Origin of the sequence: Nocardia sp. NPDC059240 (assembly GCF_042753865.1) — a bacterium.
GTDB lineage: Bacteria > Actinomycetota > Actinomycetes > Mycobacteriales > Mycobacteriaceae > Nocardia.
Genome location: NZ_JBHZAC010000007.1, coordinates 266,720 through 280,034, shown reverse-complemented (window position 1 = coordinate 280,034; position 13,315 = coordinate 266,720). Strand labels below are relative to the sequence as shown.

The window sequence follows — 13,315 nt, the reverse complement described above, 5'->3', positions numbered from 1 at the left end:
ATCCTGATGAGAATTCGCATGTTCGCCTGGCTGGCCGCGTTGACCAGCGCCGCCCTGCTGACCACGCACGCCACCGCGCACGCCGAACCCGCGGCCATCGAGGCCCGGGCCACGATCGTCGATCGGACGGTCCAACTGCACACCGACGCGGGCTCGCTGCGGGTCGATCACGACCGCCTGCAGATCCTCGACCCCGCCGGGATCGTCGTGAGCTCGCTGCCGTTGCAGCTGGCCAAGCAGGGCACCATGTACCCGATCGATGCCCGAATCGACGGCAACACGGCCGTTCTCGCGCCGCGCCCCGACCGGGCCCGGCCGCTCACCGACGAGGAGCGCGCCCAGACCGAACAGGCCGTCGGCGCACCCGTGCGGACCTTCGATCTGAGTCCGATCAGCGACAGCGACAGCCCCGAGGATCGCTTCAACAATGCGATGGGCCACGTCAACACCGAGATCGGTGCGGCCGTCGCGGTGGCCACACTGCTCGGAGCCGTCATCGGCGGCCCGCTCGGGTGCCTGTTCGCCGGTGCACTCACCACCGTCGCGGCCGGTCCGGTGGGCGCGATCGTCGGCTGTCTGGCCGGGGCGGTCATCGGCGCGGGCATGGGGGTCGTGGTGTTCAACGTGCTCATCGGCGTGCCCGCGCTGATCGGGTCGGCGATCCACTTCTTCAATGTCGTGAACGCGCCGCCGGCCGCCGAATGAGGTAACAGACATGACTCTGCAAATTGCAATCCCCAACAGCCCCAAGACAACTCCCGAGGTCCGCCGGGCCCGCAACGGGCTGCGCCCGGCCGACTATCTGCTGCTGGCCGCCGGCGTGGTGCTGACGGTGTTGGTGGTCAAGCTCTTTCGCGACATCTCGGTGCCGTGGATGCCGGGCGACAGCCCCGACACCGTCTCCACCGATCCAGCGAACCTGCCCTACTACGCGGCGCGCACCACGCTGCGGATGTTCGCCGGGCTGGTCGCGTCCCTCATCTTCACGCTCGTCGTCGGCCAGTGGGCCGCGCACTCCCGGCGCGCGGAGAAGGTGCTCATCCCGTTGCTCGACATTCTGCAGTCGGTGCCGGTGCTGGCGCTGGTATCGATCACGGTGACGGCGTTCATCGCGCTGTTCCCGGGCTCGTATCTGGGCGCGGAGGCGGCGTGCGTGTTCGCCATCTTCACCGCGATGGCCTGGAACATGACCTTCGCCTACTATCAGGCCCTCCGGAATATGCCGCGTGAGCTGGACGAATCGGCGCGCATGATGCGGCTGACCCGCTGGCAGCGGCTGACCCGGGTCGAGATTCCCGCGGCCATGATCCCCATGGTCTGGAACGGCATGATGAGTTTCGGCGGGGCCTGGTTCATGCTGGCGTCCTCGGAGGTCATCAGCGTGTCCGGCAATGATCAGGCGCTGCCCGGCATGGGTTCGTTCATCGCCGCCGCGACGTCGGAGGCCGCGGTCGGCAAGCTCATGATCGGCGCTGTCGTCATGGTCGCCACCATCGTGCTGGTGAACGTGCTGTTCTGGCGGCCGTTCACGGCCTGGTCGGAGCGATTCCGGGTGGAGCACACCGAATCCGCGCAGGCTCCACGCAGTCTGGTGCTGGATCTGTTGCGGCGCACCACGATTCCCACTCGGATCGCGACCCGGTTGCGGCCGGTCGGCGAGGGCATCGATCGCAGCATGCGGATCTTCGGGCGCGCCACCCGCTCGCCCTACGACGCCAAGCGCGGCAGCCTGGCCGGGGATGCGGTGTTCTTCGCCGTGCTGTTCGCGGCGCTGGGCTGGGGCGCGTGGACGCTGGCCCGATACTTCGAGCGCACAGTCGGTTTCGCCGAGTTCGGGCCCGCCTCGCTGATGGGTCTGGCCAGCCTCAGCCGGGTGGCGGTGCTGCTGGTCTTCTCCACCATCGTGTGGGTGCCGGTCGGCGTGTGGATCGGCATGAATCCGCGCATCTGCCGGTTCGCGCAACCGGTGGTGCAGGTGATGGCGAGTTTCCCGGCCCAGTTCCTGTACATCTTCGTGGTCGCGGGACTGACCTACACCGGCATCTCGCTCAATATCGGCGGCACCGTGCTGATGGCGCTGGGCGCGCAGTGGTACGTGCTGTTCAACGTGATCGCGGCCGCCGGGCAGATCCCCACCGATCTGCGCGAGGCCATGGACGATCTGGGCGTGCACGGGCGGGAACGCTGGAAGTCGTTGATCCTGCCCGCGATCGCCCCCGGCTATGTGGTCGGTGCGATCACCGCGTTCGGCGGTGCGTGGAACGCCACGCTCGTCGGCGAGGTCGTCGAATCCGGCGGCACGCACCTGGAGGCCTTCGGTCTGGGCGCGTACATCACCAATGCCACCACCAACGATCAATTCGCGAAGGTGCTGCTCGGCACGCTCGTGATGTCCGTGGTGACCGTGGCCATCAACCGCCTGGTCTGGCGGCGACTACAGCGCACCGCCGAGACCCGGTACGCGCTCGTCTAGAAAGGAGGACGCCATGTCCGCACCCGTCATCACCGTGGATCGCGTCACCAAGAACTTCACCAACCCGTCCGGCGAACAGCTGGCGGTTCTGTCCGATGTCCGCATGGAACTGCGGGAGGGCGAAATCGTCGCGCTGCTCGGCAAATCCGGCTCCGGCAAGTCCACGCTCATGCGCATCATCGCCGGGCTGGTGCAGCCGTCGGCCGGGACCGCGCGGCTGCGCGAGACCGAGATCACCGAACCGAATCCCAGTACCGCCATGGTGTTTCAGACCTTCGCGCTGCTGCCGTGGCTGACCGTGCGCCAGAATGTCGAACTCGGGCTGCGCGCCCAGGGCATCGCGTCCTACGAACGCGACGAACGGGTCACCGACGCCATCGACATGATCGGGCTCGACGGCTTCGAGAATGCCTATCCCAAGGAGCTTTCCGGCGGCATGCGGCAGCGCGTCGGCTTCGCACGCGCCCTGGTGGTGCGGCCGGAGGTGCTGCTCATGGACGAACCGTTCTCCGCGCTGGACGTGCTCACCGCGGAGAACCTGCGCGGCGAGCTCATGCGGTTGTGGAACGAGACTGCCTTCCCCACCAAGACCATGCTGATGGTCACCCACAATATCGAGGAAGCGGTGCAGCTCGCCGATCGAATCCTGGTGCTGGACAACAATCCCGGGCGGATCAAGGGCGAGATCAAGATCGGGATGGCGCAGCCGCGCGATCCCCGCACCACCCAGTTCCAGAATCTGGTGGACCACGCGTACCGCATGCTCACCGATTCCCCCTACGACGGCGACCACGAGACCGTCACGCCCACACCGACCAACCGGCCGCTGCCCGAGGCCAGTGTGGACGGTATCGCGGGCATGCTCGATCTGGTCGCCATGGGCGGCGGCCGCGCCGATCTGCCGGAGCTGGCCACCGGGCTGCGCTTCGAACTCGACGACATCATGCCGCTGGTCGATGCCGCGCGGCTGTTGGGCCTGGCCACCGCGGCCGACGGCGATCTCGAGCTCACCGTCGACGGCCGGATGTTCATCGATGCCGACATCGACACGGCCAAGGCCATTTTCGCGCGGGTGGCGCGCGCCAAGGCGCCGCTGGTCACGGCCATCGACCACGCCCTGGCCGGAGCCAAGAATCAACGCATCCGCGACGGGTTCTTCCTGGATCTGTTGCGGCGCAACTTCACCGAGGACGCGGCACGGCGGCAGTTGCGCACCGCGGTGGACTGGGGACGCTACGGCGAGCTGTACGAGTACGATGCGGATGAGCGCATGTTCCTGCGGCATCCCGTGCACGCCTAGAACATTCGGCGCTCCCGTAAGGCTCAATCGTCGCGTTTGGCCCGCGCCCGGCGCTTGCCCTCGTGCATGGCCTGCACCCGGGCGACCGGAATGGTGTGTCCCTCGGCGATCAGGTCGGCGGGCAACACCTGTGGTGCGGGCATGAGCTCGGACCACGGGTCTCGATCGCCGAGCTCCTTGACGGCGGTGCGAATCGTGAACTCGCGCGGGTCGATATGAGGAAGATCGGCCCACGCGATCGGGAACGACACCGTCGCGCCCGGCCGGATGCGCGGACTGTAGGCGGCCACTACCGTCGCGCCGCCGGCCCGGGTGGAGTCCAGGAAAACCTTGCCGCCGCGGTCTTCTCGAATGAAGGCCGTGGTGGCGAGGTCCGGGTCGAGGCGTTCCGCGCGGGCCGCGATCGCGCGGGTGGCGGCCGCCGCGTCCTCGAGATCGACGCCGTCGACCACCGGCACGAAGATGTGAACACCCTTGGAGCCCGATGTTTTCACCGCTCCCGCGAGCCCGTCGGCCTCGAGGGCCCGCCGGATCAGTTCGGCCGCGCCGACCACCTGATCGAACCCGGCCTCCGGCGCGGGGTCGATATCCAGCACGAGATGCGTTGGGCTGCCGGAATAGTCGACCAATCCCGCGGCCGTCAGCAGGGTCACGTGATACTCGACCGCCCGCTGATTGCCGAACCACAGCAGCGTGCGTACATCGTCGCACAGCGCATAGGAGATCTCCCGCTTCGAACTTCCCGCCCACAGCGTGGCCCGTTGCACCCAGTCGGGCGTGTACTTGGGCAGGTTCTTCTGCATGAAGGGTTCCTGCCCCGGCCGCACCCGCACCACCGACAGCGGCCGCTCCCGCAGCACCGGCACCATGCGCTCCCCGACGGCCTCCAGGTAGTCGATCAGATCGCCTTTGGTGGCCTCGGCCCCGTCGAACAAGGGACTGTCGAGACTGGAGAACTTCAGTCCGGCCCGCACGTCATCGCCCATCGGCCCACCATGCGCCCCGACAGTTCCGTCGTCAACTACCCGCGTCAGCGCGGGGATTCGAGGTCGGCCTCGATCTCGGCCAGGATTCCTGGATGTCGTCGGCCGGCCAGCCACAACCACCCGCCGCCCAGCAGCAGGTACACCAGGAAGATGTAGGGGAACAGGTCCACCGGCCACGGCGGCAGCGGATAGAAGCTGCCGACGGCGGGGACCAGCAGGAACACGAACCCCGCCACCGCGATCACGACTGCCCGCCGCGACAGCGCGCCGAGCTTGCGCAGATACACCGGCGCGGCCACCACGACCATGAAGTAGACCAGCAGGAAGCCGAAGGCGGCCAGGGTGCCGGCGTCATTGAAGATGGTCAGGGTGTCGGTCCCGGCCGACCAGAACGCGGGCACCGCCACCATGAGCAGGATGTAGGCGGTGAGCGCGATCGACGGAGTCGCGTTGGCGGCGTGCACCTTTCCCAGCGCCGCCGGGAACACGGAATGCCGCGCCATCGGATAGATCAGCCGCGCACCGGCATTCAGACACGACAGCGACAGCGCGAAGAAGCTGATCATCGCGCCGAGGTCGATGGGGAGTTTGAAGAAGCCCACCTTGTCGAGGTCGGCGAGGGTGTTGAGCGGCATGGCCAGCGTGTCGAGGGTGGCGCTGGAATCGCGGGTGCCGTAGACCTCGACATAGCTCATCACCACGAAGAACAGTCCGGCGATGACCAGGCTCCACACCACCGCTCGCGGGATGCTGCGCAACGGATCTCGTGCTTCGCCGCCCATCGCGGTCGCGCTCTCGAAACCCACCAGGCTGAAGATGCAGGCGACGACGGCCAGGCTCATCCCGCGCGCCGAAGTCCCGTGCAGCGCCAGCTGATCGGTGTCGACGTGAATTCCGTGCGCGAACACCACCACGACGGCCAGCGCGAGAATGCAGACCACGGAAATGCCTTCGAGTATCAGCGTGAGCATCGAGGACAGCCGGACATCCTTCACCGCCAGCGCCCACGCGATAACCCCGAGCAGCGCGAAGAAGACGACCGACGGAATATTCGCGTGAATTCCGAGCAAGCTCAGCACTTCCCGGCCGAATATGGCGAACCCGGTCATTCCGGCGATGCCGATGAACAGATAACACCACAGCAATGCCCAGCCCGACAACACGCCGCTGATCGGCCCGAGCCCGCGTCCGATGTAGGCGTACATCGATCCCGGCGACGTCGAGCGCCGCGCGAACTGATTGAGATTGAAGGCCACGAACAGCAGCATCCCGGTGCCGAACAGGTAGGCCATCCAGGTGCCGGAACCGGCCGAGGAGAAGGCCAGCGGGATGATGAGCGCGGCGGTCATGGTCGGCGAGATCAGGGCCACCGACTGCGCCAGCAGCGCGGGGAAGCCGAGCACACCGCTGCGCAGTCCGGTGGCGGGTGATGTCGTGGAGGTGGCCGGTTCGAATTCTGTGTAACTCATTGCGGTGCTTCCTTATTCGCCCCCCGGGAATTTCTGACACCTCAGAGTGTGGGGATATCGCATTTCCGGAGAACGGCGCACCGTTAAGGGGTAGTTAAATGGATCTCACGCAATAATTCGATTGTTCCAATTTCACGAACACGCCGAATATCCGCCCATACGAAGGTAATTCGCACGGACGGATATTCGATATTCCCGATTTCGAATCAGTCGCGGACGGCCTCGATCAGAATCTCCAGCTCATCCACGACCGCAGCCTCCAGCGCGAGCAGCGGCGGGCGGGGATCACCGGCCTCGAAACCGAGGGTGCGCAGCCCAGCCTTCACCGTCGCCGGCAGCGGACGCGAAACCAACAGCCGCAGTAGCGGTTCCAGCCGCGCGAAGAGCCGATCGACCTGGTCGATCTCATTGGCGAGCAGCAGCTTCCAGAACGCCACCACCTGCTCGGGCACCAGACACGGTGCCGCCGTGCACCAGCCGGCCGCACCGGCCTGGAAGGCACTGCGCGCCAGCGGATTACTGCCGTTGAAGAACGGCACCGCACCGCCGGTCAGCTCGGCGATCCGGTGCATCCGCCCGATATCGCCGGTCGACTCCTTGATCATGGTGATGTTGTCGACCTCGGTCACCAACTCCACCAGGAACTCCGGCGGCATGTCGATGCCGGTGGTCCCCGGATTGTTGTAGGCCATCACCGGGATGCCCACCGACTCCGCGACCGCGGTGAAGTGCTGCCGCAGTTCACGTTCGGACAACCGCCAATACGAGATCGGCAGCACCATGATCGCGTCCGCACCCCGGCTCTCCGCGATCCGGGCCCGCTTGATGGTGCCCGCCGTGGTGACCTCGGAAACCCCGACCACCGTGGGCACCCGCCCGGCCGCGCGCTCGATGGATTCGGCGGCGACGGTGGTCCATTCGTCATCGTCGAGGTAGGCGCTCTCCCCCGTACTGCCCAGCGGCGCGAGCGCGTCCACCCCGGCGTCGATCATCCGATCGATCAGGATGTGCAGGGCGGCGGTGTCGATCTTGTTCCCGTCGGCCGTGAACGGGGTCACCGGGTAGGCCACGATTCCAGAAACAGCTACAGGCATTGCTTACTCCAAACCGCAACAGGCATTGCTTACTCCGAATTGTCGAGCTCGAACACATCTGGATGACGCCGGAGCACCCGACGCGCGTAGTAGGCGAAATTGGCCTCGCTACGTTTGGGCCGCAACGTCCAGTCGTGGGCTTCCTGCGCCAGACGTGGAGGCAGCGGCTTGATCTCGCCGGCCGCCATGGCCAGCAGCTGCAGGTGCGCGGCGCGCTCGATGAGATGCGCCAGCGAGCACGCCTCCTCGATGGTCGCACCGACGACGAGTTGCCCGTGATGGGCGAGCAGAATGGCCCGCTTGTCGCCGAGGGCCGCGGAGATGATCTCCCCCTCCTCGTTGCCGACCGGCACGCCGGGCCAGTCGGCCAGGAAGGCGCAGTCGTCGTAAAGCGGCGCGAGATCCATCTGCGAGACCTGCAGCGGCACTTCGAGCATCGACAGCGCCGCCACATGCAGCGAATGCGTGTGCACGATGCAGTTGACGTCGGGCCGGGCGCGGTAGATCCAGCTGTGGAAGCGATTGGCCGGGTTGGCCATTCCCCCGCCCTCGAGCACGGTCAGGTCCTCGTCGACCAGCAGCAGATTCGCATCGGTGATCTCGTCGAAGCCCAGGCCCAACCGCTGGGTGAGGAAGGTGCCGGGCGCGGTCGCGCGCGCCGAGATCTGCCCGGCCAGCCCCGAATCATGTCCGGCATCGGACAGCGCCCGACAGGTCAGGGCGATCTTCTGCCGATCGGTCCAGGACCCGGCCGGGATCTCCGTGCGCATGGCGCGCTCGGCGGCCGCCATCAATTCCGGCTTGCCCAGGTTCATCGTCGTCGCCAAGAGCGGATCTCCCTCCAAGAAACCATGTGCACCATATGACACCTTGTGTCATCAAGATACTCTAGGTTTCCTCATGCGCAACCCCGCGCATGCGAGCGAGGAGACACCGTGGCCGCCTTCCTGAGATCCCATCGCCGCCGGGCGGGCCTGTCCCTGGACGCCCTCGCCGAGCGCACGGGTCTGACGAAGAGCTACCTCTCCAAGATCGAACGCGGCCTCAGCACCCCCTCCATCGCCGTCGCGCTGCGCATCGCGCACGTGCTGGAAGCCGATGTCGCCCAACTGTTCTCCGACAACCCCGACCGCAGCGCGTTGATGGCGATCGAGCGCGGCAGCGAGCGGGCCGAGCCGCCGGCGGCCGGACCCGCGAACTATCAGCCGCTGGCCACCCAGATCGTCGGCAAGGCCATGCAGCCGTTCGTGGTGACGCCCAGCACCGAACCGGTCGCCGACCACACCGAACACCACGGCGACGAATTCGTCTTCGTCCACAAGGGCGCGGTCGAGGTCTCCATCCCGGGCAACGTGCTGACCCTGAACGAGGGCGACAGCCTCTACTTCGACGCCAACACCCCGCACCGGTTGCGGTCGATCTCCCCGCAGCGGGCCGAAGTGATCATCGTCGTGCACGACCGCGATGCCATCGAAAAGGCCCCGGAACCCGAGGGTTCCGAGGCCATCTGACAATCGAACGTTCGCGGCATCACCAGTACGGATCGCGCGGTCGCGGCGCGGGGCGGGTCGGCGGGCTCGGCTGTCGACGCTGCGGCATTGCCGGGACACGCGGTTGCGCCGGCGTGGCGACCGGACCGCTCACCACGAACGCGCCGTCATACGCGGATTCGGCATGCTCGGACTCGTCGATGCCGTTCACCTCCGCTTCGCGGTCGACACGGAATCCGATCAGCTTGTCGACAATCCACGCCAGCAGCAGCGTCGCCAGGAACGAATACGTCATCACGGCCAGCGCCGCGATGGCCTGCCGCAACAGCTGGGTGACCCCGCCGCCGTAGAGCAGCCCGTTGCCGCCGGCCGGATTCACCGAGGCATCGGCGAACAGCCCGATCAGCAACGTCCCCACCAGCCCGCCGACCAGGTGCACGCCCACCACGTCGAGCGAATCGTCATAGCCGAAGCTGAATTTCAGGCTCACCGCGAGCGCGCAGCACACCCCGGCCGCGATGCCGATGACCAGCGCGCCGACCGTGCCCACGAAGCCGCAGGCGGGTGTGATCGCCACCAGTCCGGCGACCGCGCCCGAGGAAGCCCCGAGCGTGGTCGGCTTACCGTCGCGCACCTGCTCGACAATGATCCACGCCAACGAGGCCGCGCCCGTCGCGATGGTGGTGTTGGTGAACGCCAGGGCGGCGAGATCGCCTGCGGTCAAGGCGGATCCGGCATTGAAGCCGTACCACCCGAACCACAGCAGGGACGCGCCCAGCAGCGTGAACGGCACATTGTGCGGACGCGGGACGGTGCGCGGCCAGCCCTGCCGTTTGCCGATCACCAGGGCGACCGCCAGCGCCGCCGCGCCCGCGTTGATGTGCACCGCGGTACCTCCGGCGAAGTCGAAGGCCTTGAGCCGGTTGACAATCCAGCCTCCGATATCCGCGGAATTACCCGACGGGTCGGTATTGGTGAACCCGCTCGCACTGAAAACCCAATGCGCGACAGGGAAATACACGACGGTCACCCACAACACGGTGAAACCCAGCCATGCCCAGAATCGCGTCCGCCCCGCGATCGCCCCGCTGATCAGCGCCGTCGTAATGACCGCGAACATCAACTGGAACATCACGAACGCCATGGTCGGAATCTGATGCCCGGCAGGCCCGGACACCGTCCCCTGCGTCGCCCGCAACAGCGTGTGCGACACCCCGCCCACCAGCCCCCGGAACACATCGCTGCCGAACGCCTCGCTGTACCCGTACAGCAGCCACAACGTCGAAACGACACCTAGACAGATGAAATTCATCATCAACATGTTCAGGACGCTCTTGCCGCCCACCATGCCACCGTAGAAGAACGCCAGCCCCGGCGTCATCAACATGACCAGCGCCGCACTGGCCAGCACCCACGCGGTATCTCCCGGATTCACAAACGCACCTCTATATCCAACAGGAATTCGGGCACAGCATCGAGAACCGCTGTTTCGACCGGACACCCGTCTGGGTTTCGAGACGATGAATTCACCGCGAGGCTCCGGACAGCTCGCCGAAATTCTCGACGGCGCAACGCTGTGCCGGTACCGTCGACTGCGACTACCCGGGGGGTCGTGCCACCGCTGCCGCCGCTCTCCGATTCGATTGAGCTGCAGGACTTGTCATGACAATTGTGTACTCTGCGCCGCAGGTGACCGATGCTCGGCGGCGTGAACTTCTCTACGGCGGCGCGGTGGTTGTCTACCCCGCGAACAAAGCCTCCACGGCCCTGACCGCCTTCGCCCAGGAACTCATCACCGAGGCCTTCGGCCCGCTGGATCCGCAGACCGCACAGCACGAACTACCGGTGGATCGGATGGTGGAGATCCTCGCGGAACTCAAGCCGCGCTTCATCCACCACGAACGCTCCAAGCAATTGGTCGCCGAACTCATGCAATCCCACGGCTGCGACGAGCACACCTACTTCGATGTCCCCCGCCTGCGCACCTCGACCTCCGACGGTTACCTGACCACCGGCATCTCCTACGTCTTCCACGCCCACCGCGACACCTGGTACTCAGCCCCCTTCAACCAGGTCAACTGGTGGCTGCCCATCTTCCCGGTGACCGAACACAACGCGATGTGCTTCCACCCCCGCTACTTCGACGCCCCGGTCCGCAACTCCTCCGACGGCTACGACTACGACGAGTGGAACCGCACCTCCCGCTACAACGCCGCCACCCACGTCGGCGCCGACACCCGGGTGCAGCCCAAAATCCTCGACCCCGCCGCCGATCTGGAGCCGACCGTGACGGTCCTCCCCGAACCGGGTGGTCTGATGATGTTCTCCGGCAACCAATTACACTCGTCGCTGCCGAACACCTCCGGCGTCACCCGCTTCTCCATCGACTTCCGCACCGTCCATATCGGCGATGTCGCCACGATCCGGGGCGCCCGCAATGTGGATTCGGCGTGCACCGGCACCAACCTGCGCGACTTCCTGCACCCGACCACCCACACCCCGATCCCGGAGGAACTGGCGCTGGACTACCAGCGTGCGGTCGGCTCACTACGGCGCAGCCACGCCGCGGGCTGAGATCCATTCGGCCGGCGACTATTTCCCGTCGCGCTTGCGCTTGATCTCGGCGGCGGCCCCCGCGAGGAGCCCCTGCGCGGTCGAGCCCGGGCGTAGCGCGGCCTTCGCCACCCGGAACTTGGAGACCTTGCCGTTCTTCCCGACCAGACCGGCCTGGCGCGCCGCCGCGGCGGCGATATCGACGGCCTCGGCGGCACGAACGACGGCGTCGCCCGCGACCTCTCCGAAAGTCGAAGGGCTTTTGGGTTCATCAGCTTCGGTCATGACAACTCTCCTCGGGAGAACGGGACGCATTCGAGGCTATGGCGCGGTGTTCGCGCCTGCCATCGGCTGAACGGCCGACAGATGGGCGACGGTGATGTTGTCGCCGCCGCCGCCGGACAAGGCGAGATCACGCAGCCGGGCCGCCACATCCGGTGCACCGACCGCGGCTATCCGGGCGATGTCGGCGACATGGGCGAAGTTGTGCAAACCGCCGCTGCACAGCAGCAGGCCCGAGGTATCCGGCAGTCTGCAGGTCTCGAATTCCGGGCGCAGCACAGTACGGCGTCCGGCTCCGAGTGCCTGCCGCACGGCCGCTCCCCTGGTCCGGTGCCGGTCGGCGGTCAGTCGTGCGAGGCGCTGTCCTTCGACTCGATAGCAGCGAGAATCGCCGAGGCTGAACGCTATCGCGTGCCCGTCGGCCAGGATGGTGGCTCCCGCGATCGCGCATCCCATGCCGGAAAGATGGGTCCGCGACGAAGAAATGTCGTTGATGACATCGGAGGCATGCTGCAGTTGCTTCGCCAGTTGTGCGGTCACCGTGTCGGCATTCCCATCCTGCGTGAGAATCCCTGGCTCGGTGAGGATTTCGCAGGCGAGCCGACTGGCCTCCAGACCACCGCTGTGCCCGCCGAGACCGTCGCACACCACCAGCGTCGTGGGCGCGTCGACATCGAGCTCGATCGCGAACGCCGCGGGGCTGTGCCCGTGCATCGACCACCCGTTCCAGCCGACACTGTCCTCGTTGCGCCGTCGTTCCAAACCCCGATGAGTCACGGTCGAGATCCGGATCCTCATGAATTGCCCGATTCCGCCGGCGCACGCCGGCTTGACTGAATGCCGTATCGACCATCGCACAGTCCATACCGGCCGTCTGTCAGCCATATGTCCGACAGGCGTTGCGGGATCGGCGTTGTCGTGTATTCGGCGTACTGACGCGATCGACCGCTCTCGATACGTTTGTCGGTGAAATATCAATGGCGACACCGTGAAAGGACACACCATGGGCGCCGGTCTCAAATGCAAGAAATGCTCCCGCCCGCTGCAGGACTGCCAGGGCTGCGGAGGAAGGGGCGCGACCAGCACTACCACCTGCAGCCGATGTAACAATTCCGGGCAGGTATGCCCGGTGCACGACGGCAACTGGAAATAGCGTGACGGAGTGAATCGATGGAGATTTTTCTGCTCTGGGTCGTGATAGGCGTCGTGGGCTTGTTCGCGGCGGGATCGGCCGGTGCCGGATCGGTCGTGGTCTTCGTGCTGATCTGGGCGGGCGCGCTCATCATCGCCGCATGGGTGATGAGCTTCCAGACCCGGCGACAGCTCGATATCCTGGTGGCCGCACCGATTCAGCCGACGGCCCAGCTGATCGAACAGCATTTCCACGGCGTGGGCTGGCACCGCGTCGACGGCCGCGGACAATTCAATTTTCAGTCGCGCGGATGGGGGCTGGGTTCGCTCCATATGGAGAACCCCGTACTGTCCATCGATCTGGAAGCCGTGGACCCGACCCGCACCGGCGTGAACATCTGGATGTCGTCCTGGTCGAGCAGGTGGGGAATGGTCTCCTCCTGCGACCGGGTACTGACCAAGCGCTGGAAGCTGACCCGAAAACTGGCGACCCTCGGCACGGTTCCGGCCACGGCGTGAACAGCCGAAGACGCGCTG

Annotated in this window: 13 protein-coding genes; 6 read left to right on the top strand and 7 right to left on the bottom strand. The window is 66.4% G+C overall.

The genetic code is table 11. The features are described 5' to 3' along the window. Positions 1–6 precede the first annotated feature (6 nt). From ACFXHA_RS26385 to ACFXHA_RS26375, 3 genes are read left to right on the top strand one after another with little or no spacing between them, the layout of a single operon-like run. Positions 7–705, top strand: coding sequence for a hypothetical protein (locus tag ACFXHA_RS26385; protein WP_379361221.1), 699 nt, complete (start codon positions 7–9; stop codon positions 703–705). A 10-nt stretch (positions 706–715) separates the two neighbouring features. Next, the gene (locus ACFXHA_RS26380) at positions 716–2,473 is read left to right on the top strand and encodes an ABC transporter permease (protein WP_379361219.1); all 1,758 of its coding nucleotides are present in this window, start codon (positions 716–718) and stop codon (positions 2,471–2,473) included. Between the two features lie 13 nt (positions 2,474–2,486). After that, complete coding sequence (locus ACFXHA_RS26375) at positions 2,487–3,773, top strand: nitrate/sulfonate/bicarbonate ABC transporter ATP-binding protein (protein ID WP_379361217.1); 1,287 nt, start codon at positions 2,487–2,489, stop codon at positions 3,771–3,773. A 23-nt stretch (positions 3,774–3,796) separates the two neighbouring features. Here ACFXHA_RS26375 and ACFXHA_RS26370 read toward each other — a convergent pair whose 3' ends face one another. From ACFXHA_RS26370 to ACFXHA_RS26355, 4 genes are all read right to left on the bottom strand, one after another. Continuing rightward, on the bottom strand, positions 3,797–4,759 hold the full coding sequence (locus tag ACFXHA_RS26370) for a DNA polymerase domain-containing protein (protein ID WP_379361216.1): 963 nt from the start codon (positions 4,757–4,759) through the stop codon (positions 3,797–3,799). 44 nt (positions 4,760–4,803) lie between these two features. After that, the gene (locus tag ACFXHA_RS26365) at positions 4,804–6,228 is read right to left on the bottom strand and encodes an APC family permease (RefSeq protein WP_379361214.1); all 1,425 of its coding nucleotides are present in this window, start codon (positions 6,226–6,228) and stop codon (positions 4,804–4,806) included. Between the two features lie 206 nt (positions 6,229–6,434). Then, positions 6,435–7,322 (bottom strand): dihydrodipicolinate synthase family protein, encoded by an 888-nt coding sequence (locus ACFXHA_RS26360; RefSeq protein WP_379361212.1) that lies wholly within the window; start codon positions 7,320–7,322, stop codon positions 6,435–6,437. Between the two features lie 29 nt (positions 7,323–7,351). After that, positions 7,352–8,137, bottom strand: coding sequence for an aldolase (locus ACFXHA_RS26355; protein WP_379361612.1), 786 nt, complete (start codon positions 8,135–8,137; stop codon positions 7,352–7,354). 120 nt (positions 8,138–8,257) lie between these two features. Between ACFXHA_RS26355 and ACFXHA_RS26350 the strand changes: the two genes are divergently transcribed. Continuing rightward, positions 8,258–8,833, top strand: a complete 576-nt coding sequence (locus ACFXHA_RS26350) for a helix-turn-helix domain-containing protein (RefSeq protein ID WP_379361210.1) — start codon at positions 8,258–8,260, stop codon at positions 8,831–8,833. Between the two features lie 19 nt (positions 8,834–8,852). Here ACFXHA_RS26350 and ACFXHA_RS26345 read toward each other — a convergent pair whose 3' ends face one another. Further along, positions 8,853–10,247 carry an ammonium transporter gene (locus ACFXHA_RS26345; protein WP_379361208.1) on the bottom strand — a complete coding sequence of 465 codons (1,395 nt, stop codon included), beginning with the start codon at positions 10,245–10,247 and terminating at the stop codon, positions 8,853–8,855. Positions 10,248–10,474: 227 nt separating this feature from the next. On the opposite strand from ACFXHA_RS26345, the gene ACFXHA_RS26340 reads away from it, so the two are divergent. Next, complete coding sequence (locus ACFXHA_RS26340; RefSeq protein WP_379361206.1) at positions 10,475–11,386, top strand: phytanoyl-CoA dioxygenase family protein; 912 nt, start codon at positions 10,475–10,477, stop codon at positions 11,384–11,386. 18 nt (positions 11,387–11,404) lie between these two features. Here the strand turns inward: ACFXHA_RS26340 and ACFXHA_RS26335 are convergent, their stop codons facing one another. Continuing rightward, positions 11,405–11,650, bottom strand: coding sequence for a hypothetical protein (locus tag ACFXHA_RS26335; RefSeq protein WP_379361204.1), 246 nt, complete (start codon positions 11,648–11,650; stop codon positions 11,405–11,407). Between the two features lie 36 nt (positions 11,651–11,686). Further along, the gene (locus tag ACFXHA_RS26330) at positions 11,687–12,424 is read right to left on the bottom strand and encodes a PP2C family protein-serine/threonine phosphatase (RefSeq protein ID WP_379361202.1); all 738 of its coding nucleotides are present in this window, start codon (positions 12,422–12,424) and stop codon (positions 11,687–11,689) included. A 393-nt stretch (positions 12,425–12,817) separates the two neighbouring features. On the opposite strand from ACFXHA_RS26330, the gene ACFXHA_RS26325 reads away from it, so the two are divergent. Then, positions 12,818–13,297: a hypothetical protein gene (locus ACFXHA_RS26325; RefSeq protein WP_379361200.1), complete on the top strand. Its 480-nt coding sequence runs from the start codon at positions 12,818–12,820 to the stop codon at positions 13,295–13,297. Positions 13,298–13,315 lie beyond the last annotated feature (18 nt).

Coding starts and splice junctions, on each gene's coding strand:
- ACFXHA_RS26385 (WP_379361221.1), top strand. CDS start 7: ATGAGAATTCGCATGTTCGCCTGGCTGGCCGCGTTGACCAGCGCCGCC.
- ACFXHA_RS26380 (WP_379361219.1), top strand. CDS start 716: ATGACTCTGCAAATTGCAATCCCCAACAGCCCCAAGACAACTCCCGAG.
- ACFXHA_RS26375 (WP_379361217.1), top strand. CDS start 2,487: ATGTCCGCACCCGTCATCACCGTGGATCGCGTCACCAAGAACTTCACC.
- ACFXHA_RS26370 (WP_379361216.1), bottom strand. CDS start 4,759: ATGGGCGATGACGTGCGGGCCGGACTGAAGTTCTCCAGTCTCGACAGT.
- ACFXHA_RS26365 (WP_379361214.1), bottom strand. CDS start 6,228: ATGAGTTACACAGAATTCGAACCGGCCACCTCCACGACATCACCCGCC.
- ACFXHA_RS26360 (WP_379361212.1), bottom strand. CDS start 7,322: ATGCCTGTAGCTGTTTCTGGAATCGTGGCCTACCCGGTGACCCCGTTC.
- ACFXHA_RS26355 (WP_379361612.1), bottom strand. CDS start 8,137: ATGAACCTGGGCAAGCCGGAATTGATGGCGGCCGCCGAGCGCGCCATG.
- ACFXHA_RS26340 (WP_379361206.1), top strand. CDS start 10,475: ATGACAATTGTGTACTCTGCGCCGCAGGTGACCGATGCTCGGCGGCGT.
- ACFXHA_RS26335 (WP_379361204.1), bottom strand. CDS start 11,650: ATGACCGAAGCTGATGAACCCAAAAGCCCTTCGACTTTCGGAGAGGTC.
- ACFXHA_RS26325 (WP_379361200.1), top strand. CDS start 12,818: ATGGAGATTTTTCTGCTCTGGGTCGTGATAGGCGTCGTGGGCTTGTTC.